Raw genomic sequence first — 22,594 nt, 5'->3', positions numbered from 1 at the left:
CATGAGCATGGTGCAATACGGCGTGGAAAATCTGCAGGACTTCGCGCATCTCCTAAAAGGCAAACGGCTGGGGCTGATTACCGCCCCCACCGGGTTGACCCGGGATTTTGTCTCCACCGTGGATGTGCTGTTTGAGCAGTTCCATCTGGCGGCGCTGTTTTCCCCGGAGCATGGGGTCAGGGGAGATCAGGCGGCAGGCAGCCTGGTGGACAATTACCGGGATGAACGCACCGGAGTCCCCGTCTACAGCCTGTACCGTCAGGATTCCAAACGGCTGACTCCGGAGATGCTGGACCAAGTGGATCTGGTAGTCTATGATATTCAAGATGCCGGCGCTCGCTTCTACACCTTCATCTACACCATGCTGTATGCGCTGGAGGATTGCGCCCGTTCGGGCAAGGCCTTTGTGGTGCTGGACCGTCCTAATCCGCTGGGTGGAGCTGTGGTGGAGGGGAACCGGCTGCGGGAGGGATTTCAATCCTTCGTTGGCAATTATCCCGGTCTTGCCATCCGCTACGGTCTGACTGTGGGAGAGCTGGCATTGATGGCCAATGACCAATTGGGCCTCGAAGCGGAGCTGCACGTGGTGCCCATGAAGGGCTGGTCCCGGCACATGTTATTTCCCGATACGGGGAATTTGTGGGTTCCGCCCTCTATGGGGCTTCCGCGGTTTGGGACAACGGCACTTTATCCGGGGACCTGCCTGATTGAAGGCACCAACCTGTCCGAAGGCAGAGGCACGCCGCTTCCCTTCGAGCTGATCGGGGCGCCTTATCTGGATGCAGACCGGCTGGCTTCGGAAATGAACCGGCTCCAGCTGCCGGGTGTCCGTTTCCGGCCTGCCCACTTCAAACCCACCTTTTCCAAGCATCAAGGAGAGCTTTGCCACGGAGTGCAGCTGCATGTCACCGACGTTCGTGCCGTGCAGCCTGTGGAAACAGGCGTCCGGCTGATCGATACCCTGCGGCGGAACTGGCAGGAGTTTGCCTTTTTGGAGCCGTTCCGTGAAGGCGGGCGGCCCTTTATAGATCTTCTGTGGGGGGACAGTACGCTCCGCGAAGGGACTTTACCGGTAGAGGAGCTGCTCGGGCAGCTGCAGGAGGAAAGCGCGGCTTTTGCCGGGGAAAAAGCAAGCTATCATATATACAGGTGAGTATCATTGGGGGAGCCGCCCCAGTTATAAAGAAGCAGAGGGTGAAAGCATGGACTACAGCCAAGAAAACAGCCGCCGGTTGAACAACGACGCTCCGGGATTTGCCGTGGGTCTGGACGGGGGCGGCACCAAAACCACCGTTACCGTCATGGATGCGGGAGGCAGGATCGTCCGCGAGTTTACCGCCGACGGTATCAACTACAACGGCCGGAAGGAGGCCGATGTGGAGCAGGCGCTGCACAGCATTTACGCGGAGCTTGCTGCTGTCTGCGGAGGCCTGAGGCACATCCGCCACATGGTCATTGGTGCTGCCGGCATCAGCAACCCGGCCATCCCGGGCCGCCTCACCGCCGCTGTCCGCAGCCATGGTTATACCGGTCCCCTGCGTATTATCGGGGACCACGAGGCTGCGCTGCACGGGGCCTTCGGCGGCGGGCCGGGGATGCTGCTCATCGCCGGCACCGGGTCCGTCTGTTTTGGCTGCAGCGCCGCCGGAGAAACCGGCCGGGCCGGAGGCTTCGGCCACCTCATCGACGATGAGGGCAGTGCCTACAGCATCGGCCGCCGGCTGCTCAGCGCAGCGGTTCGGGCCTGGGACGGCCGGGAGCCGCCTACGGTCATCAGCCGCCTGCTTCAGGAGCGGCATCAGCTTGCCGGCCCGGGTGAAATCGTCGGCTTCACCTATGGCCCGGCTACAGGAAAAAAAGAAATCGCCGCCCTCGCCCCAATCCTGGAGGAGGCCTGCAACCTGAGCGATGCAGCCGCATTGGCCATCGCCGAAGCAAGCGCCGCCGCATTGGTGGAGCTGGTGGCCGCGCTGGCGGACCGCTTGGGCCTGCAGGCTGGGCCGTTAACCCTGTCAGGCAGCGTGCTGCTCCGCAACCCCTATGTGCGAAGCGCCTTCGACCTGCAGCTGGCAGCGGCCCTGCCGCGGATGCGGCTTGTGCTGCCCCGGCTCCATGCAGCTGCCGGTGCTGCCGCTATGGCGCTGGAGCTGTCTGCGGCGGAAGCTGCGCCACAGTAAACACAGCAGCGGGCGTCTGATGGATGCCCGCTCTTTGCCTTGTCCGCTTCCCGCTCTTTGCCTTGCCGCTTCCCACTCTTTGCCTTGCCCGCTTCGCGCCCTTTTCTTTGCCGCTTCCGGCCCGTTGTATATGAAAAACCGAGCATAATTTTCGAAAACTCCCCTATTCGGGCCATTAAACTCGAAATTTCATATACAATTTCAGGAAATCCAGTGTACAGACCACTTTATACTCGAAAAACCGAGTACAATCCCCTAAAATGGCCTGCCAGCGGCTGATAAACACGATTTTTCAGCTATAACTGCCGACACTCCTACCGCTCTTACCTCCTGTCCCTCCAACTCTACACGCTACTCTAGCCACTCCAACTCTACATGCTACCCCTACCGCTCCTACCACTCCTGCCCCCTTACCACTGCTGCCCCCTCTCCCCCCAACTCAACCGCTCCTGCACCCCTACCACTCCTGCCCCCTACCACTCCAACTCTACACGCTCCCCCTCCCTTACTCTCGTGGCACATTTCCCCGAAACAGCTCATCTTGCTCCTTCCCCGGTTTATCCCTTTCCATTCTCAGCTCCCCACCGCAGAGCCACGCCCGCATAGGTCAGTCCCCCTCCAAAACCCAGCAGTGCCAGCCGCTGGCCCGGCTTCAGCTTCCCTTCGTCCAGCGCAAGCTGCAGCGCCAAGGGAATGGACGCCGCCGAGGTATTCCCCCGGAACTCCACGCTGCTCAGCGTATGCTCCATGGGCACGGGGCCGCGTTCGCATATCGCCTCGATCATCCGCAGGTTGGCGCTGTGAGGCACGAACCAATCCACATCCGCCGCTTCCCATCCGGCCCGGTCCAGCAGCACCTTCAGCTGCTCCGGTACCGTCCGCACCGCCCACTTGTACACCTCTCTGCCGTTTTGCACCAAACATCCGTCGCCCGTTAAAGCCACACCCATCAGCTCCGAGGACAGCCCGCTGCCGTACACATGGATGCCCCCCTCTCCTAAGGTCCCGGACAATGCTGCCGCAAAATCCCCTTCCCCCTCCGCCCGCTCCACCAGAACGGCACCGGCGCCATCCCCGAACAGAATGCAGGTGGAGCGGTCCGTATAATCGGTGATTTTGGACAATGTCTCCGCACCAACTACCAGCACCTTGCGGTACATCCCGCTGGTCACCAGCCCCTCGGCCAACTGCAGGCCGTATACAAATCCCGCACAGGCGGCGTTGATGTCCATCGCCCCGGCATGGGCAATGCCAAGTCCAGCCTGCACCCGGGAGGCGGTACTGGGGCAGGTATAATCCGGCGTGCTGGTAGCCACCAGAATCATGTCCGCATCCGTCACCGAAACCCCATAACGGCGAACCAGGTCCTCCACCGCCTTAACGGCCAAATCAGAGGAAAATTCCCCTTCGGCAGCTATACGCCGTTCTCTCATGCCTGTACGCTGTACAATCCACTCGTCATTGGTATCCACCATTTTTTCCAGATCGGCATTGCCCAAAATCCGTTCCGGCACATACGCTCCCAAAGCTGTAATTTTCGATTTGGAATATAGCATAATCAAAGTCCCTCCCGTTTTTTTGCCCCGCATTAGAGCTGTTACGACCATTATAGCACTTTGTATTAAGACCTAGTACTAAATCAGAAGTTAATTCTTGTGCTAGTCTCCACAATTTACTCTTCCCCTTACCACCTATTTAAACCATTTCCCCCAAGCTGACGTCTATTTATTGATTGAGCCAACCGGAAAGACGGGTATATATTCATGATCTCTGACACAAATTCTGGCACAAAAGGAGCTGAGATTTTATGAAACACGTTCCCTATCACACAGACGCCACTCCCTCCTCCCGGCGGCCACAGGCCGGACGGTTTATCATCCTGCCCCTTGCCGCCGTATTGCTGGCGGGCAGCGCATTGCTGCCGACTGCCGTTCCGGCTGCACGCGCCGAAGCTTCCGTCTATGCCGCGGAAACTCCGCAGGAGGCAGCGAAAACACCAACGTTCAAAGACTTCCTCATGGACATAAACGGCCGGCAGGAATCCATTCCCGGCGCAGTTTCCCCCAATGCAGAAACCACCTACGTGGCCATTCGCGCTCTTAGCGAAAAGCTGGGTCTTGAGGTAGCCTGGGACCCGCAGAACAGCATCTCCACCATCACCGGACGCAATGCCACGCTCAGCACCAAAACAGGCGATCCGCAGCCCTACACCGTCAACGGTCAAACCATATACGGAACGGAGCCGCTGCTGGTCGACGGCACCACCTATCTGCCAAGCGGGTTTTTTCTGGACACCTTCGGCTATACCTCCGTCACGGATGGGACAAATGGTGTAACAACACTAACTCCCTTGTCTCTTAACCCGCTGACCCTCACCACAGGGGTTATCGATGAAACCACCGACAAGCTGGAGTTTAAGCTTCAATATCCGCAAGTGAATGGATTGGCAGACACTGCAGTCCAGGATAAAATTAACGGCACTATTCAGGCGGAGGTAAACCGCATCGCCGAAGCTTCCCGCAAGGATCTGGAGAAAGCAGGCGACAGCGGCAGGAGCGTCCCCAACGGTTACACCGTCCATTATTTCATCACCCAGAACAGCGGCGGTAAGCTGAGCCTGTATCTGCAATCCTACCTGTATACCGGTGGCGCCCACGGTATGCCCGCCCGGGTGCCGTTAACCTTCGATCTGGCTACGGGAGACACCCTGACGCTGCAGCAGACGGCGGGCAATAACCCGGATTACGCGGCGGTGATCAATAAGCTGGTGAAGGAGGAGTTCACCAAGCAGGATATGGTGCTGGCCCCCTTCGAATCCATTTCCGAAAACCAGCCGTTCTTCCTGCGCAATAACGATATTGTTATCTATTTTGAACCCTATGAATATACGGCCTACGCCGCCGGTTTCCCGGAGTTTACCATTCCGCAGAGCGTGTTCGAATAAGCTTCTTGCATTAAAATCAAAATCCCTGACTCCATAACGTCAGGGATTTTTACTTTCGAAAAAACCAGAATACTATCGATTGCTGCAGAAAACCATAGAAAGCCGTCGATTCTTGGGAAAGGATGGCAAAAAAATGGGACGTGTTTCTGCCACAGGGAAATTGACAAATCTTTGAACGGTAGGCTATAATGATGTCAGATATTTACATTAATTCCTGACACCTACATCTGATTGGGGGAGGTGCGCATTTTTAAGAGAGCGCGTTCATAAGCTAATCCCATTGACAAGGAATAACCCGCATTTCCGTCCATCCAAAGGAATCCTCACCCCCAAGACTGCTTCCATTCTTCCAGAAGCGTATGTTTACAGCCTCGCGCAGCTTTCAAACCTGTTTATTCGATCCTCTTCTGCCAAAACTCTCGCTTATTCTTCCTGCTGTTGTTGTATGAATCCAAGTAAAAATGATTTGTTGGCATCCGTATGTAAGCGCTATCTTTTCTTTCCCGAAAAATTAACGCGCGTTCATGCAAAACGGATATTCATTCCAAAAAAACAGGGAGATGAATAATGTGATTATTTCTGTTCTCAAAAAAAGAACGCAGATGCTGTTTATGTCGGCACTTCTGGCGGCATGTATGGTCGTTCCGGCTGTTCAACCGGCTTCAGCTGCCGAGCCTCATGCGGATAATCCCTTCGTGGGGGCCACCATGTATGTGAACCCGGACTATGCGGATCTCATCGACACCTCCATTGCCCAGGTTACCGATTCCGCACTGGCTGATCAAATGCGCACCATTAAGTCCTATCCTACAGCGGTATGGCTGGACCGGATTGATGCTATCTACGGCGGGGACGTGAATGCCGGACGCCGCAGCCTGGAGGAGCATCTGGATCTGGTTCTTTCCCAAAAGCAGGCGAATCAGCCGATTGTCGCAACCTTCGTTATCTATGATCTCCCGGGCCGTGACTGCCATGCGTTAGCCTCCAACGGAGAGCTTCCGTTAACTGCGGCAGGCCTCACCCGCTACAAAACGGAGTATATTGACGAGATCGCCAAAATTTTTGCTAAGCCGAAGTATCAGGACATCCGAATCGTCAACATTGTTGAGCCGGATTCTCTTCCTAACCTGGTGACCAATCTGAGTGATCCGCAATGTGCCCAGGCTTCCTCCTCCGGCATCTATGTGGAGGCTACCCAGTATGCGTTGAATCAGCTGTCCGCGATTCCCAATGTGTATAACTATATGGACATCGGCCACTCCGGCTGGCTGGGCTGGGACAACAACATGTCCGGCACGGTTCAGCTGATGACCAGCGTGGTTGGAGCCACTACCCGTGGTTTTGGGAGCATCAACGGCTTTATCACCAATACAGCCAACACCTCGCCTCTTGAGGAGCCGAATTTGCCCAACCCGAATTTAACGATTAACGGGGCACAGATCCGTTCCTCCAACTACTATGAATGGAATCCCAACTTCGATGAATCGGACTATACGGCAGCCTTGTACAAAAGCTTCACCAATGCCGGCTGGCCCAGTACCCTGGGCTTCCTGATCGATACCAGCCGCAATGGCTGGGGAGGACCGAACCGCCCCACGGCAGCCGTCGGCAATGATATTAATTCCTATGTCAATTCCGGACGTGTGGACCGTCGGGCCCATCGCGGATTATGGTGCAATAATTCCGGCGCAGGCATCGGTGTACCTCCGCAGGTTGCGCCAACCGGCTACCCCTCCTCCCATCTTGACGCCTTCGTGTGGGTGAAGCCTCCCGGCGAATCCGACGGCTCCAGCGCTCTAATTCCCAACGATGAGGGCAAGGGCTTCGACCGGATGTGTGATCCGACCTATACGACCTCTGCCAACGTGCTGACAGGTGCCATGCCCAATGCACCTGTAGCCGGCCATTGGTTTCATAATCAATTTGTCACGCTGGTCAAGAACGCATATCCCGTTATTCCGGGAACCCCCGGCGGAGATCCGGTAGCCCCTGCTGCACCTTCAGGAGTAACAGCCGTTGCAGGAGATGCCAAGGTTACGCTCAGCTGGACAACTTCATCGGGAGCCGCCAGTTATACAGTGAAAAGGGCGACGGTTAGCGGAGGGCCCTATACAGCATTGCCCGCCAGTGTAACCGCAACCAGCTATACGGATTCCACCGTTGTGAATGGCACCACCTATTATTATGTGGTGACTGCCTCCAATGCCGTCGGAACCAGCGGCAATTCCCTGCAGGTCAGTGCGACTCCGGCCGAAACACCGGTGCCGACCTTACCGCCTGCACCCACAGGGCTGACGGCAACGGCAGGCAACGCCAAGGTAACCCTGGCCTGGTCACCCGTTAGCGGAGCAGCAAGCTATAACGTCAAACGCGCCACAACCAGCGGCGGCCCGTACACCACGGTAGCTCCGGGTATCACGGCTGCAGCTTACACGGATACGGCGGTCACCAATGGCACGACTTACTATTACGTAGTCAGCGCTGTGAATGCAGCGGGTGAAGGAGCGCATTCCACCCAGGTGAGCGCTTTGCCAACAGGAGGCAGCACCGGAACCGGCGCTTTGGCGGTCCAGTACAAGGTAGGCAATTCCAATGCCACGGATAATATGATTACCGCCACCTTCAATATCAAGAATACCGGCACCACGGCCGTAAGCCTGAGCGGTCTGAAGCTGCGGTATTACCTGACCAAGGAAGGCAGCGCAAGCTTGAACTTCTACTGCGATTATGCCCAGCTGGGGTCCGGCAATGTAAGCGGAGCCTTCACTGCAGTAAGCCCTGCTAAAACCGGTGCCGACACCTACCTGGAGCTCTCCTTCGCAGCAGGTGCAGGTACAATTGCGGCAGGCGGTCAAAGCGGGGACATTCAAATCCGTGTCGCCAAGTCGGACTGGACCAATTTTGACGAAACCAACGATTATTCCTTCGACAGCACCAAGTCGGCCTTAGCCGACTGGAGCAAGGTAACCCTTTATGACGGCAGCACACTGGTTTGGGGGCTGGAGCCGTAATTCTCCGCATCCCAACCACTGAAGATACGGGGGTTTTGCAGCATGCCGCCTCCGTATCTTCGGTACCTTCCACACTTTCAACTGAATGGAGGTTGTTGTCTTGTCCCTAATGAAGAAGCCCCGGCGTTTTCTCCTGCTTTTGGCATGTGTGCTGACTGTTCCCATGTTTCAAACCACTGCGTTTGCCGATTTTGATGCCAGTCCGGTGAGGGTCAATCAAATCGGATATTTGCCCTCCGCCGATAAAATTGCCACCATCGTCAGCACCTCCTCCGTTCCGCTGAACTGGGAGCTGCGTACAAGCAGCGGCACCTTAGCAGCCAGCGGTAAAACCACCGTATACGGCCGGGATGCCGCCTCCGGGGATCAGGTGCATCATGCGGATTTTTCCACTGTAACGGCAGCGGGGACCTATACCCTCCGTATACCCGGGACAGGGAATAGTGTGCCTTTTGTCATCGGGGCGAACCTCTATCCTGATCTGCCGAAGGAAGCGATGAACTACTTTTATTTCCACCGTATGGGTGTGGATATTGAAGCCCAATATGTGCCCAACAGCGCCTTTGCCCGCAAAGCGCTGCACCCGGGGGATGAAGCAGTCAAATGTTTTAACAACTGGTGTGGAACCGGTGTGATGAATGCACGGTACTCCTGGGCCGACGCCGGGGACTTCGGCATCTATCCGGTGAACCAGGCGATCTCGGCATGGACCCTGCTGAATGCCTACGAGCGATATCCCCAGGCCTTCCCGGACAGTTCTCTGGCCATACCGGAGCGTGCCAACGGAATTCCGGATATTCTCGATGAGGTCAAATTTGGCTCCACCTTTATGAAAGGGATTCTTCCGGCTAACGGCGGTTTGGCTACCCACAAAATTCATAACAATAACTGGAGCGGCTTCCCGGTTACGGATATGAATGCGGAGAACGCCATGACCCGCACGGCTCAGCCTCCCTCCACCAATGCCACTTATGCGGTGGCCCGGAATCTGTCCCAGTTGGCCAGAACCATGGCTCCTTATGACAGCGCTTATGCCACAGAGGTCTGGACAATTGCCAAAACAGCCTGGACCCGTGCCGAGTCCAATCCCGTCGTGCTGTATACCGATCAAACCCAGGATGCGGATGGCGGCGGAGATTACGGAGATCTTCAGACCAGCGATGACCGGTATGCGGCGGCAGCCGAGATGTATCTGACCGCTTATACGTTGAATGATGCCAATGCCGCTACTTACCGGACGGCTGTAACAGGCTCCAAGCATTATAAGGAGGTGGGAGATTTCGGCTGGGCGGATGTAGCGCCTACGGGCACCCTTTCTCTGTTGTCTGTTGCCAATGATCTGCCCGCCGGGGATCTGGCGGATATGAAGCAGCGGGTAGCTGCATTGGCCGATAATTGGCTTGGGGTCATGAACAATGAGGGGTATCCCGTACCCTTACCCGGAAGTAATCCGTATTGGTGGGGCTCCAACTCCTCCATTTTGAACCGGATGATCTTCTGGGCCTATGCCTTCGATGCCACCAAGGATCTGAAGTATCTGAAGGGTATGCACCGGGGGATGGATTATTTGATGGGGAACAATGCTATGCGCCTGTCCTACATTACAGGCTACGGCGAATATCATGAGACGGATCTGCATGACCGTCTGGCATGGGGCCCCTATCAGGCCGGTATTCCCTATCCGAAGGGCTGGCTGGCCGGAGGACCCAACAGCGATCTGATCAACGACCAGGCAACACCTACCGGACGGCCTGCAGCCAAATCCTACGCCGCAAAGAATACAGCGCCCCAAGCCTGGTGCACCAAGGAAAACACCATTAACTGGAACGGCCCGCTGGTATGGGTGGCCCAATATTTGAAGAACACAGAGAGTTATCTGACCGGCGGCACTGCCAATCCCGTAGTTCCTGCGGTACCGGCAGACTTGACGGCTGCATCAGGCAATGCCCAGGTTACGCTGACCTGGACAGCGGCAGACGGCGCTTCCGGCTACAACGTGAAACGATCCGCTACAGCCGGCGGTCCCTACACCACGGTCAAGACCAATGCAGCAGTCCCCTCCTATACGGATACAGGTCTTGTGAACGATACGATGTACTACTATGTGGTCAGTGCGGTGAATGCGGCAGGAGAAAGCGCCAATTCCGCACAGGTCAGCGCCAAACCGCAAGGTACGGTAATTCCTAATCCAACCGGCAGCCTCAAGGTTCAATACCGTGCAGTGGATACGAATCCGACGGACAGCCAGATTGTGCCAACGCTGAACATTGTCAATACCGGCAGCAGCCCGGTGAGCCTGAATACCTTGAAGCTGCGCTACTACTTCTCCAAGGACGGCAGCGCCACCATGAACTCCTGGGTGGATTGGGCGGCAATCGGGGCAGCCAACATTCAGAGAACCTTCACGGATACCTATGTGGAGATAAGCTTCACCGCAGCAGCAGGCTCCATCCCGGCAGGCGGCCAAACCGGCGATATTCAGCTTCGTATGGCCAAGTCCGATTGGTCTGGCTTTAACGAGAGCAACGACTATTCCTTTGATGCGACTAAAACGCAATTGACCGATTGGGACAAGGTGACCCTGTATCAAAACGGCCAGCTGGTATGGGGCGTAGAGCCATAATTAATCATATGGAGGGATCATGAAGGATGAAATTACACAGCATAACACGCAAATGTGTGAGCACGGCAGTATCCGCTGCTATTGTGATTACGGCTGCGGCAGGATCGCTCGCCGCTCCATCCGGGGCATCGGCGGCACAAGCTGGAGCATCGGCGGCGGCCTTTAATTATGGCGAGGTGCTGCAAAAATCGCTGCTTTTCTATGAAGCACAGCAATCGGGCGTGCTGCCCGAGTGGAACCGGATCTCCTGGAGAGGTGATTCAGGCCTTACAGACGGGGCCGACGTGGGCAAGGATCTGACCGGAGGCTGGTATGATGCAGGGGATCATGTAAAGTTCGGTCTGCCTATGGCCGCCTCGGCTACCATGCTGGCTTGGGGTGTCTACGAGTATAAGGATGCTTATGTGCAAACCGGACAATTGGACGAGATCCTGCTGAATCTCCGTTTCGTCAATGACTATTTTATCAAGGCCCATACGGCTCCCAACGAATTGTACGGTCAGGTGGGTGCAGGCAATGCCGATCATAATTGGTGGGGTCCCGCCGAGGTGATGCAGATGGACCGCCCCTCGTATAAGATCACTCCCCAGCTTCCGGGCTCCGATCTGGCCGGTGAAACGGCAGCCGCTATGGCTTCGGCGTCCATTGTGTTCCGGGACAGCGACCCCGCTTATGCTGACACACTTCTGACCCATGCCCGCCAGCTCTTTATCTTCGCAGATGCCTACCGGGGTAAGTATTCGGACAGCATCAAGGATGCCCAATCCTTCTACAATTCCTGGAGCGGGTACCAGGATGAGCTGACCTGGGCGGCAATCTGGCTTTACTTGGCAACGAATGAGCAAGCATATCTGGATAAAGCCGTCGACTCCACAGATGAATGGGGCAAGGAAGGCCAAACCCCTTACTGGGGTTATAAGTGGACCCATGCCTGGGACGACAAGCATTATGGAGCCCAGGTGCTGCTGGCCCGCCTGACGGGAGATGCCCGATTCACAGTATCCACCGAACGGAATCTGGACTACTGGACCACAGGCACAACCGATACCGGAGAGAAGATCAAGTACACTCCCGGCGGTCTAGCTTGGCTGGATACCTGGGGCTCCCTCCGCTACTCCGCCAATGCCTCCTTCCTTGCCTTCGTGTATTCGGATTGGCTGCAAAGCACCAATCCCGCCAAGGCCCAGAAATACCGCAGCTTTGCTGAACGCCAGGTCAATTACATGCTGGGCGACAACCCGCGCAGCTCCAGCTATGTGGTGGGCTTCGGCCTGAACTCGCCCAAGAGTCCCCACCACCGTACCTCCCACGGCTCCTGGGCGGATAGCCAGACGGTTCCCTCAGCCCACCGGCATGTGCTGTACGGCGCCTTGGTCGGCGGACCGGATGCCACAGATAAATATACGGATTCCATCAATGATTACGTAAGCAATGAGGTCGCAACAGATTACAATGCAGGCTTCACCGGGGCTGTAGCCAAAATGGCGCTGCTCCATGGAGGAACCCCTCTGGCCAACTTCCCGGTAGCGGAAACACCGACGGATGACGAGTTTTTCGTAGAAGCCTCCATCAACAGCAGCGCAGGCACTTACACCGAAATCAAGGCCTTGCTGAATAACCGTTCCGGCTGGCCGGCACGGATGGGCGACAAGCTTTCCTTCCGGTATTTTGTGGATTTATCCGAGGTGTACGCAGCAGGCTATACCGTGAAGGATATTCCCGTAACAACCAACTACAACCAAGGCTCCAAGGTTTCGCAGCTTCTCCCTTATGATGCGGCGAATCATATCTATTATGTGAATGTAGACTTTACCGGTGTCAAAATCTATCCCGGCGGACAGTCCGCCCATAAGAAGGAAGTTCAATTCCGCATGAGCGCCCCCACGGCCTCTACCTTCTGGAATCCGCTGAATGACTATTCCTATCAGGGCCTTGCCGCCGGCAACACAGCCTCTGCCAAGACCGTCTATATGCCGGTGTATGACAACGGGCAGCTTGTGTTTGGTCAAGAGCCTAAGCCCGGTGTGCCCACACCCCCGGCAGTACCGGCCGGCTTGACCGCAGCGGCCGGCGACGGCCAGGTGGAGCTTGCCTGGAATGCCGCAGCGGGAGCAGCGGAATATAAGGTGAAGCGGGCACTTGCCGCAAGCGGACCGTACACCGCTCTTGCAACGGTAACCTCCCCCGCATACACGGATAAGCAGGTGGTGAACGGAACCACATATTACTACGCCATCAGCGCGGTAAACAGTGTGGGCGAAAGCGCCAATTCGGCGCCGGCCAGCGCAACACCGAAGAAGCAAACCCCCGTACCTCCGGCTGTGCCTGCGGGCTTAACCGCAGCTGCGGGAGACGGAATTGTGAAGCTGGGCTGGACGGCTTCTGCCGGAGCTACGGGCTATAATGTGAAGCGGGCTCTTACCGGCAGTGGGCCATATACCACCGTGGCAGCCAATGTGACGGCAGCGGTATATGATGATTCGGCTGTGGCCAATGGAACCACCTATTATTATGTGGTCAGTGCCCTGAATGCTGCCGGTGAAAGCGCCAATTCAGCCCCGGTCAGCGCAACCCCGGTAAAAGCCGGGCCAGGCACCCCCGGTGTAATGGCGGTTCAATACAAGGTGGGCAATGCCAATGCTACCGACAACATGATCAGCGCCACCTTCAATATTAAGAATACGGGTACTGCGCCTGTGAATGTCAGTGGTCTGAAGCTGCGCTATTACCTGACCAAGGAAGGCAGCGCGGGTCTGAACTTCTACTGCGATTACGCGCAGCTGGGAACAGCCAGTGTAAGCGGGGCATTCGTAACCATCAATCCGGCCAAAACCGGAGCCGACACCTATCTGGAAATTTCCTTTAGTTCCGCAGCGGTAACGATTGCCCCTGGAGGCCAAAGCGGTGACATTCAGGTGCGCGTGGCCAAAACCGACTGGACCAACTTCAATGAGGCCGATGACTACTCGTTTGACGGCGCCAAAGCTGCTTTTGTTGACTGGAGCAAGGTGACACTGTATCAGGGCGGAAGCCTTGTATGGGGCAACGAGCCTTGAATGGGCGGAATTCACATCTGGATTACCGATTAACCACATAAAGGACGGTGCAGGCATGCTGTTAAAAAAACTTGGAAAGCTCCTTCTGGCGGGCGCCCTTCTTGCAGGCGGCTTCGCAGGAGCATCCGGCTTTGCGCTGCAGAAGGCGTTGGCCGCCCCCAGCTACTACCATACCTCCGGAAATAAAATCGTTGATGCCGCAGGCAACCCGGCTGTGTTCAACGGACTTAACTGGTTCGGCTTTGAAACCTCCAACTACTCACCCCACGGACTGTGGAGCCGCTCCATGGACAGTATGCTGGACCAGGTGAAGGCCAAGGGGTATAACCTGATCCGTCTGCCCTACAGCAACCAGATGTTCGACGCCGGCTCTCAAACCAACAGCATCGACGCGGTTAGCAACCCGGATTTGGTCGGTTTGACACCCATTCAGGTGATGGACAAATTGATTGAGAAGGCTGGCGCGCGCGGACTGAAAATCTTCCTTGACCGGCACCGTCCGGGCTCCGGCGGGCAGTCCAACCTCTGGTATACCAGCGCATATTCCGAGGAGCGCTGGATCAGCGATTGGAAGATGCTGGCCGAACGTTACCTCAACAACGACACAGTCATCGGGGCGGATCTGCACAATGAGCCTCATGGCGAAGTCACCTGGGGAACCGGTGTACTGGCAACGGATTGGCGGCTGGCAGCGGAGAGAGCCGGCAATGCCATCCTGTCCGTCAACCCCCACTGGCTCATTATTGTGGAGGGCATCGATGCCAACGTACAGGGGGAAACCGGCAACTATTGGTGGGGCGGCAATCTGAAGGGGGTCAAGAACAACCCGGTCCGTTTGAATGTGCCCAATCAATTGGTCTATTCCGCCCATGATTACGGCCCCGGTGTGGCAGACCAGACCTGGTTTCACGACAGCTCCTTCCCGGCTAATATGCCTGCCGTTTGGGACAGCTATTGGGGCTATATCAGCAAGCAAAATATCGCACCCGTTATCATGGGCGAATTCGGCGGCCGCAGCGTAGACTTAAGCACGGTCGAGGGCATCTGGCAGAACAAGCTTGTGGATTATATCAAGGATAACGATCTGTATTGGACCTACTGGTCCCTGAACCCCAACAGCGGGGATACGGGCGGTCTGCTGCTGGATGACTGGACCACCTGGAACGCTCCCAAACAAACCATGCTGAGCCGGATTATGAAGCCCTTGACGGGCACGGTTACACCTACACCGACAGTAAGCCCTACACCCACACCGACAGCAACACCTACACCTACACCAACTGCAACGGTAACACCGACGCCCACACCAACGGCAACCCCTACGCCCACACCGTCAGTTACTCCTTCGCCGACGCCGGGGACTTCCTCCCTGGTTGTCCAATACAAGGCTGCCGATACCAACACTGCGGATAACCAAATCAGGCCGCATTTTCAGGTGGTGAATAAGGGGAATACTCCAGTTTCTCTGGCTGGCCTGAAGCTCCGGTATTGGTTTACGGGGGACGGCAGTCCATCCAGCAGTCTGGTTCTGGACTACGCGGCAATGGGCAGCGCCAAGCTGAGCGGTACAGCCGTTAAGCTGGGTACAGCCAAAACAGGAGCGGATGGGTATGCGGAAATTACCTTTGGCTCTTCCGCAGGGAGCTTGGCGCCCGGTGCCTCCACCGATGAAATCCAGACCCGCATCCATAAGTCGGACTGGTCCAACTATGACGAAAGCGACGACTATTCCTACGACTCCCTGAAAACCGCCTATACGGAATGGAGCAAGGTTACCTTGTATCAGGACGGGGTTTTGATTTGGGGGATTGAGCCCTAAGAACAAGAAACAAGACCTGATGAAGATGGAAGGGCTGCGGACGGCCGCCGCCGCCCTTCCTCTCCATACATCACTTGAATCTAAAAGGAGGATGGTTTTATGTACGCTACACTCAGGCGCAAATGCGGTTCACTCGCACTAACGGCCGCACTTGCCGCCACCATGTTTACCGGTACGGCTGGTTTGTCGGTGAATACCCTGAAGGCGGCCCCGGTCAATGGGACTCAAGCAAGTGCTGCCGCTGATTCGGTCTACAAGACACGTTTCCTGCAGCTTTACGCTCAGCTGAAGGATCCGGCGAACAAGTATTTTTCGCCTGAAGGAATTCCTTACCATGCCGTTGAGACACTGATGAGCGAAGCCCCTGACTACGGGCATATGACTACCTCCGAGGCCTACAGCTACTGGTTCTGGCTGGAAGCCATGTATGGGCATTACACCGGGGATTGGACCAAGCTGGAAGCCGCATGGGACAACATGGAAACCTTTATCCTGCCAAGCTCCACGGAGCAGCCTACGATCTCCTACTACAATGCTAACAGCCCGGCTACCTATGCGGCTGAATATCCGTATCCGGACCGGTATCCAAGTGCCATCAACGGCAAATATGCCCCCGGCAAGGACCCGCTGGACAGCGAATTAAAAGCCGCTTACGGCAATAACCAGACCTACCTGATGCACTGGCTGGTGGACGTGGATAACTGGTACGGCTTCGGCAATACCCTGAAGCCTTCCCATACTGCCTCCTACGTGAATACGTTCCAGCGCGGAGAGCAGGAATCCGTATGGGAGGCTATCCCCCATCCTTCCCAGGACAATCAGACCTTCGGCAAAACAGGCGAGGGCTTTATGTCCCTGTTCACCAAGGAAAGCAATCCGCCCAGCAAACAATGGCGCTACACCAATGCAACCGACGCCGATGCACGGGCGGTTCAGGCCATGTACTGGGCCAAGGAGATGGGCTACAACAACTCCGTTTACCTGGACAAAGCCAAAAAAATGGGCGACTATCTCCGTTACGGCATGTACGACAAGTACTTCCAGAAGATCGGCAGTGCAGGAGCAAGCGGCTCGCCGTCTGCCGGCAACGGCAAGGATGCCAGCCACTACCTGATGGCCTGGTATACCTCCTGGGGCGGCGGGCTCGGCGATAACGGCAGCGGCAACTGGGCATGGCGCATCGGCGCAAGCCACACCCACCAAGCCTACCAAAACGTAGTCGCCGCTTACGCCTTGTCCCAGCCTCAAGGAGGCCTGATTCCCAAGTCGGCCACCGGTCAGCAGGACTGGAATACCTCCTTGAAGCGCCAGCTTGAATTCTACACCTGGCTCTTAACCGCAGAAGGCGCAGTGGGCGGAGGCGCCACCAACAGCTGGAACGGGGATTATCAGAAGTACCCGGCCGGCGTCAGCACTTTCTACAACATGGCCTATCAGGAAGCGCCGGTCTATTTGGACCCGCCGTCCAACAACTGGTTCGGCTTCCAAACCTGGTCGCTGGAGCGGATTGCCGAGCTGTACTACATTCTGGCCTCCAACGGCGACACCACCTCGGACAATTTCAAAATGGCCAAAACGGTAATCCAACGGTGGGTGGACTGGGCGCTGGATTATACCTTCGTCAACCAAAAGCCGGTAACCGACAGTGCGGGCTATTACCTGGACGCCAGCGGCAGCCGCATTCTGGGCGGAGCTAATCCGGTTGTCGCCACCACCAGCGCCCCGGGCCAATTCTATGTGCCGGGCAATCAGGAATGGGTCGGGCAGCCGGATACCTGGAACGGCTTCAGCAGCTTTACCGGCAACCCCAACTACCACATTGTGACCAAAAATCCCGGTCAGGATGTAGGGGTTATGGGCAGCCTCGCCAAGGCGCTGACATATTACGCAGCGGGCACCCAGGCGGAGACGGGCAGCTATACGGCACTTGGGACTCTTGCCAAAACCACAGCCAAGGACCTGCTGGATGTGGCCTGGAACTTCAACGACGGCAAAGGGGTGGCCATTCCGGAAGTGCGCGAGGACTACTTCCGCTTCTTCGAGAAGGAAGTTTATTTCCCGGCGGGCTGGACCGGCAAATTCGGGCAAGGCAACATCATTCCGGGCTCCAACGGAGTGCCTTCCGATCCCGCCAAGGGCGGAAACGGCGTCTATATCAGCTACTCCGAGCTTCGTCCGAAGATCAAGGATGATCCGGCTTGGGCTGCACTCACATCCCTGTATAATTCCTCCTATAATAAAAACACCAAAAAATGGGAAAATGGCGCACCTACCTACACCTATCACCGCTTCTGGTCTCAGGTGGATGTCGCCACGGCCTATGCCGATTACGACCGTTTGATCGGAAGCGGCCCTGTAACACCGACGGTTCCCCAGGCTCCCGCGGCGCTTGCCGCAGTTGCGGGTGACGCCAAGGTAACCTTGAGCTGGAATGCCTCCGCAGGAGCAGCCAGCTATAATGTGAAGCGGGCCACAGTAAGCGGCGGTCCCTACACGGTGGTTGCTACCGGTCTGGCTTCGCCGGCCTACACGGATTTGGCTGTATTGAACGGCACAACCTATTATTACGCGGTAAGCGCAGTGAACGCAGTAGGCGAAAGCGCCAATTCCGCCCAGGCCAGCGCCAAGCCGGCAAGCCTTCCAGCTCCGGCCGCACCGGCCAGCCTGACGGCTGCAGCAGGCAATGCCCAGGTCGTACTGAACTGGGCCCCATCCACTGGCGCCACCAGCTATAACGTGAAGCACGCTACCGTCAGCGGCGGGCCGTATGTAACGGTAGGAACGGTCACCGGTGTGACGTATACGGAACTAAGCCTGACCAACGGCACCACCTACTATTATGTCGTCAGCGCGGTGAACGCTGCGGGGGAAAGCGCCAATTCCGTCCAGGCCAGTGCAACGCCTATAGCTAACACTCCGGGTAATCTCAGCGTCCAATACAGGGTTGGCAATGCCAACGCAACGGACAATATGATCACAGCCACGCTTAATATCAAGAATACAGGCACAACGCCCGTGAACCTGAGTGATCTGAAAATCCGCTACTACCTGACCAAGGAGGGCAGCGCCGGTCTGAACTTCTACTGTGACTATGCCCAAATTGGCACCAGCCGGGTCAGCGGAACCTTCGGTACGGTTAGTCCGGCCAAAACCGGGGCCGATACGGTTCTGGAAATCTCCCTGGGCACTGGTGCGGGAACCATCGCTGCCGGCGGTCAAACCGGAGACATCCAGGTCCGGGTAGCCAAAACAGACTGGACCAACTTCAACGAAGCCGACGATTATTCCTTTGACGGCACCAAAAACGCCTTTGCCGACTGGAACAAAATCACGCTCTACCAAGCCGGCCAGTTGGTTTGGGGTCTTGAGCCGTAATATGGCACGGCAGTAAAAAACGGGGCGTCCGGCAGTCAGCTTCCACTGACCTTCCGGACTGCCCCGTTTCATCTATCTACGCTTGCCCGGCCACCTTCAGCCGTTCCAGAATATCCGCCGCGGCACCTTCAGCCAAACGAAGCTTGCCATGATCCTTCCGGATAATGCCGTTTTTGAGCCTGTCCTTCAGCCAATCCTCCACAAACCCCGGTGCATAACCTCCTGTGCTGAAGCCTTGGCCGCCAAAGGCGATCATCCCGCTGTACACCTTCAGATACTCCTCCGTTGTCGGCTCCGGATATACCCGGGTATAGAGCCAGAACTGCACATCGTACATGAGAACAGACTTTTCATCTGCATGCAGGGCAAAATACCCCTTCTCCCGCACAAGCCTTTCGGCACTCCTGCGGATCAACAGCTCCAGCCCCTCTACCTCCGCTGCTGCAGTGCACAGCTCGGCCAGAAGCGGAGAGAAGGCACCGTTGGTGACCTTCTGCAGATTTTCCTCCAGCGTCACCTCTGCCGGAGTTTCATAATCCTCGGCGGGACGCAGCCCCCGGACGAAGCTCTCGAAGTCCGGCGCCAAATAGGTAACCTCGTAATCCGACTCCTGATCCACATGAATCACCGAAGGCTCCCCGTCCTTGCCGCAGGCCCGGTAATCCAGCATCACCACATCATGCCCGGCGGAGGGACAATCACAGATCACCACGCCGATGTCCGGGTAGCCCCAATCCTCGATCATAAACCGGCTCCCGCTGGACCCGCCCAAGGCCTCCGGCTTATCCAGACCAATACCCATAATCGATGAAATGGCAATATGATCCTCCGCCCAGGAGGTAGCCTCCTCCGTGGGAAAGCAGGTGTTCCGCGGGATCCCGCCGTTCTGCACCTGCATCAGAGCAATATACGAGGCTGGCAGCTTATACCCGCCAAGCTCCTCCTCTACGGCAGCAATCATCTCTTCGGTGGGCGGCTCACAGACATAGGTTTCACGGGCATAAGCGCTGTCCTCCCAGAAGGCCGACAGATCCATCCCGGCAAAGGGCTCCTGTTGCCCCTCCTCCTCCACGATCCTCATCCGCTCCGCCCGGTCAGCAGCGGCCCGACGCTCCTGGCGCTCCCAGCGCTCCTCCTTCTCCCGCACCAGCTCGATCCATTCCTCCACATCCTCGTCCGGCTCCAGCTCATGGGATCTGCTGAACGCCTCCGCCGCCTCCGCATACCGCTGGAGATGGTAATAGGCATACCCGGTCCGGTAAAACCACCGTGGATCCTCGCGGCCCTGATCAGCCAACGCCAGCAGCTGCTCCAACGCCTCATTGTAACGCCCCACATTATTATAGGCCCTGGCCAAATGCCCCAGCAGCTCATAGTCCCGTTCAACCACCGGAAGCTCCAGAACCGCATCCACAATCCGGTCAAACTCATTGTTTTCATGCCACTCATCCAACCGCGCTTGCAGCTCCTGATCCATCGTATGTTCTCCCTCCGTTATGGCTTCCGTTAGTAGCATACATCCTTGGAGACTGACTGGTACTAATCTCTCCGCAGCTCCATAGGTCATGTTTTGGCGTGAAATATGTACCTGTTTTCCTTATACGTGCAAACCAGCATGGTGCTGTGTTCTTCTACCCAAAAATCCGGCTCTTGCATCTGCGAGCAGTAGAAAAAGCATGGTCCCGGCGCTCCGTCCAGCAAACCTGTTCCAATCTGTTGATTGTGCACCTCCACGTGGGAGTTCCCTCCGCATTCCGGACACTGGAAGTAAATCCAGTGCTGATACGGCCAGGAAACCGTGGAGCAGCGCAATATGGTACCGATGTCCGTTTTCGCAAAACAAACCGGACACAGCAGCTTATTTTCAACAATCGTGTAATCGGCTTGGAAGATGGAGTTCATGCATGGGCTCCGATAAACAACCCTCCTTCAGAGAAAACAGCTGAATATCCGCGCCGGTACAGCTCAAAATACGGGGCTAACGGATCACCCTTTAAGCCAAAACGGGGCCACTGCAAGTAATAGGAGATCCAATAATCGCAGGCGATGGAGTAGTAGGCTTCACCGAGAATATCGATAGGTTCTTCAAAATCTCTTCCTTGGCTGACCACATCGAACAGAGCCTCATAAACATCGGCATCGGACAATTGGCGGATTGCGGCAATTTGCCCGGGTGGCAGGAGCTCTATGTGTTGAATCGCGGCCAAATAAGCGGACACTTCCTCATCTTCGTTCAGCAGCTCCTTCAGCCCCTCAATAAACTGCCGCCCGTAGCCAATCAGCGTTTCCCCGGAGGCCTCGACCCGCTCAGCGTTGAAATATCCCGGAACCGTATCTCCCGCAAAATCTGCCGGGTCCAGCATCGTGTAGATAGGAGTGATCCGCTTCAAGTAAGTGTCCCCATCCTCCAACGGCTCGAAGATAGCCTCCACTCCATCACCCTCGGGCATGAACATTTGGAAAAAGCCAAACAGTTCCTCCGCTTCCACAACCGTGTCCTCATCGGGCTCTTCTTCCTCCATCAGACTAAGCAAATACCTGCCATATTCTTCCTGATCCATACTTGTCTCCTCCTTGATGTTACCTGATAAATTCAATAACAGACGCATGAGGGATGTCGCCGATCTCGCCGACCAAGGTCCGGAAGGCCATTCCGTGCCCGGCAATAATAACTTTCGAATAGTCCAGATACTTCCCGATGACACCTTCCATCCGGTTCTTCAGACTTTCCTTGGACTCCCAAGCTCTGGATTCTCCGGGAGGATACACGCCATTATGCGCATCATAGTCATCGCCCAGCTCCTGAAGTCGTTTTATGGAATCGTATTGGAAGGTCAAGTCGGGCTGCCATTCCCGCAAATCAAATTCAATGCGAATGTCCAGCTGCAGCTCCTTGGAGAGAATGGCGGCCGTCTGCAACGCCCTTGTATACGGAGACGAAATAATCAGCTCCGCTTCCTTCAACCGGTTATCCTGTGCCGTTTCCAACACCCTGCGGATTCCTCCCGCCGTAAGTGGAACTAGATCCCGGCCATGCCCCTTCAGTTTATGGTGCTCATTCATGGCCCAATCCGGATCACCATGGCGGATGAGATAAAATAACGTCATGTGAATTGGCTCCTTAGATTCGTATAGATAATTGTAACTATACCCGAATTATGGATGGTGGGGAACCACTATGCAGATGTCCTAATGGAGGGCTGGCCCAATTGAGGGTGGGGCGGAATCTTAACGGACCCTGGTTCCGCTATTTGTCGAAAAGTGGTCGTTTTATCGAAGTATCGGACACAGAAGCCGTTATTTCTGAGAAATCAAGAGAATCTCCGGCCTTCACAAATGAATAAGGGCTACTCGGTCACTGGCGATGCACTAAACTTAACATGGCTAGGTGGATGTCTAGAGATAGGGATAAACATGCTTTTGTTGAAAATATTTACATGTTCTTCTCTGCTCTTCATCAAAAAAGAGAATAGGCAACTAAACATGGCGGCATTTTCCTTTTTTTGGCTATCTGGTTGTTACTTCACGATGATTTTTTTGAGTACCTGTGCTTCCTTTGGCGGCCTGTCCACTACTTGTCGTCCTCTCG

13 protein-coding genes are annotated in these 22,594 nt (G+C 56.1%); 8 read left to right on the top strand and 5 right to left on the bottom strand.

The window, feature by feature from the left end:
- The first annotated feature begins 1 nt into the window (after position 1).
- The gene (locus tag ACI1P1_RS29345; RefSeq protein ID WP_416220143.1) at positions 2-1,153 is read left to right on the top strand and encodes an exo-beta-N-acetylmuramidase NamZ family protein; all 1,152 of its coding nucleotides are present in this window, start codon (positions 2-4) and stop codon (positions 1,151-1,153) included.
- Positions 1,154-1,202: 49 nt separating this feature from the next.
- Positions 1,203-2,177, top strand: coding sequence for a BadF/BadG/BcrA/BcrD ATPase family protein (locus tag ACI1P1_RS29340; RefSeq protein WP_416220142.1), 975 nt, complete (start codon positions 1,203-1,205; stop codon positions 2,175-2,177).
- Positions 2,178-2,734: 557 nt separating this feature from the next.
- Here the strand turns inward: ACI1P1_RS29340 and ACI1P1_RS29335 are convergent.
- Positions 2,735-3,733: a ketoacyl-ACP synthase III gene (locus tag ACI1P1_RS29335; RefSeq protein WP_416220141.1), complete on the bottom strand. Its 999-nt coding sequence runs from the start codon at positions 3,731-3,733 to the stop codon at positions 2,735-2,737.
- Positions 3,734-3,984: 251 nt separating this feature from the next.
- Between ACI1P1_RS29335 and ACI1P1_RS29330 the strand changes: the two genes are divergently transcribed.
- The 6 genes from ACI1P1_RS29330 to ACI1P1_RS29305 all read left to right on the top strand — a co-directional run bounded on the left by ACI1P1_RS29330 (position 3,985) and on the right by ACI1P1_RS29305 (position 19,005).
- Entirely contained in the window at positions 3,985-5,121 is a 1,137-nt protein-coding gene (locus tag ACI1P1_RS29330; RefSeq protein WP_416220140.1) for a PdaC/SigV domain-containing protein, read from the top strand.
- A 602-nt stretch (positions 5,122-5,723) separates the two neighbouring features.
- Positions 5,724-8,132, top strand: coding sequence for a glycoside hydrolase family 6 protein (locus tag ACI1P1_RS29325; protein WP_416220179.1), 2,409 nt, complete (start codon positions 5,724-5,726; stop codon positions 8,130-8,132).
- A 109-nt stretch (positions 8,133-8,241) separates the two neighbouring features.
- Complete coding sequence (locus ACI1P1_RS29320) at positions 8,242-10,755, top strand: glycoside hydrolase family 9 protein (protein ID WP_416220177.1); 2,514 nt, start codon at positions 8,242-8,244, stop codon at positions 10,753-10,755.
- Positions 10,756-10,781: 26 nt separating this feature from the next.
- Complete coding sequence (locus ACI1P1_RS29315; protein ID WP_416220139.1) at positions 10,782-13,811, top strand: glycoside hydrolase family 9 protein; 3,030 nt, start codon at positions 10,782-10,784, stop codon at positions 13,809-13,811.
- Between the two features lie 55 nt (positions 13,812-13,866).
- A complete protein-coding gene (locus tag ACI1P1_RS29310) occupies positions 13,867-15,630 on the top strand; it encodes a cellulase family glycosylhydrolase (RefSeq protein WP_416220138.1) in 1,764 nt (587 codons plus the stop codon).
- Between the two features lie 99 nt (positions 15,631-15,729).
- Entirely contained in the window at positions 15,730-19,005 is a 3,276-nt protein-coding gene (locus tag ACI1P1_RS29305) for a glycoside hydrolase family 48 protein (RefSeq protein WP_416220136.1), read from the top strand.
- Positions 19,006-19,081: 76 nt separating this feature from the next.
- On the opposite strand, the gene ACI1P1_RS29300 is transcribed toward ACI1P1_RS29305, so the two are convergent.
- The 4 genes from ACI1P1_RS29300 to ACI1P1_RS29285 form a co-directional block, all read right to left on the bottom strand.
- On the bottom strand, positions 19,082-20,482 hold the full coding sequence (locus tag ACI1P1_RS29300; protein WP_416220134.1) for an SMI1/KNR4 family protein: 1,401 nt from the start codon (positions 20,480-20,482) through the stop codon (positions 19,082-19,084).
- A gap of 86 nt (positions 20,483-20,568) precedes the next feature.
- Positions 20,569-20,907 (bottom strand): hypothetical protein, encoded by a 339-nt coding sequence (locus ACI1P1_RS29295; protein WP_416220132.1) that lies wholly within the window; start codon positions 20,905-20,907, stop codon positions 20,569-20,571.
- Positions 20,904-21,566 carry a hypothetical protein gene (locus tag ACI1P1_RS29290; protein WP_416220131.1) on the bottom strand — a complete coding sequence of 221 codons (663 nt, stop codon included), beginning with the start codon at positions 21,564-21,566 and terminating at the stop codon, positions 20,904-20,906. The genes ACI1P1_RS29295 and ACI1P1_RS29290 overlap by 4 nt, the downstream gene beginning before the upstream one ends.
- A gap of 19 nt (positions 21,567-21,585) precedes the next feature.
- Positions 21,586-22,113 (bottom strand): histidine phosphatase family protein, encoded by a 528-nt coding sequence (locus ACI1P1_RS29285; protein ID WP_416220130.1) that lies wholly within the window; start codon positions 22,111-22,113, stop codon positions 21,586-21,588.
- Positions 22,114-22,594: the final 481 nt, after the last annotated feature.

The organism is Paenibacillus mesotrionivorans (assembly GCF_046098205.1).
In the GTDB taxonomy this organism is placed as follows: Bacteria; Bacillota; Bacilli; order Paenibacillales; family NBRC-103111; genus Paenibacillus_AR; species Paenibacillus_AR mesotrionivorans.
This window is presented reverse-complemented; position numbering and strand designations above follow the sequence as displayed.

Coding starts and splice junctions, on each gene's coding strand:
- ACI1P1_RS29315 (WP_416220139.1), top strand. CDS start 10,782: ATGAAATTACACAGCATAACACGCAAATGTGTGAGCACGGCAGTATCC.
- ACI1P1_RS29290 (WP_416220131.1), bottom strand. CDS start 21,566: ATGGATCAGGAAGAATATGGCAGGTATTTGCTTAGTCTGATGGAGGAA.
- ACI1P1_RS29345 (WP_416220143.1), top strand. CDS start 2: ATGAGCATGGTGCAATACGGCGTGGAAAATCTGCAGGACTTCGCGCAT.
- ACI1P1_RS29320 (WP_416220177.1), top strand. CDS start 8,242: ATGAAGAAGCCCCGGCGTTTTCTCCTGCTTTTGGCATGTGTGCTGACT.
- ACI1P1_RS29325 (WP_416220179.1), top strand. CDS start 5,724: ATGCTGTTTATGTCGGCACTTCTGGCGGCATGTATGGTCGTTCCGGCT.
- ACI1P1_RS29310 (WP_416220138.1), top strand. CDS start 13,867: ATGCTGTTAAAAAAACTTGGAAAGCTCCTTCTGGCGGGCGCCCTTCTT.
- ACI1P1_RS29295 (WP_416220132.1), bottom strand. CDS start 20,907: ATGAACTCCATCTTCCAAGCCGATTACACGATTGTTGAAAATAAGCTG.
- ACI1P1_RS29300 (WP_416220134.1), bottom strand. CDS start 20,482: ATGGATCAGGAGCTGCAAGCGCGGTTGGATGAGTGGCATGAAAACAAT.
- ACI1P1_RS29305 (WP_416220136.1), top strand. CDS start 15,730: ATGTACGCTACACTCAGGCGCAAATGCGGTTCACTCGCACTAACGGCC.
- ACI1P1_RS29340 (WP_416220142.1), top strand. CDS start 1,203: ATGGACTACAGCCAAGAAAACAGCCGCCGGTTGAACAACGACGCTCCG.
- ACI1P1_RS29285 (WP_416220130.1), bottom strand. CDS start 22,113: ATGACGTTATTTTATCTCATCCGCCATGGTGATCCGGATTGGGCCATG.
- ACI1P1_RS29330 (WP_416220140.1), top strand. CDS start 3,985: ATGAAACACGTTCCCTATCACACAGACGCCACTCCCTCCTCCCGGCGG.
- ACI1P1_RS29335 (WP_416220141.1), bottom strand. CDS start 3,733: ATGCTATATTCCAAATCGAAAATTACAGCTTTGGGAGCGTATGTGCCG.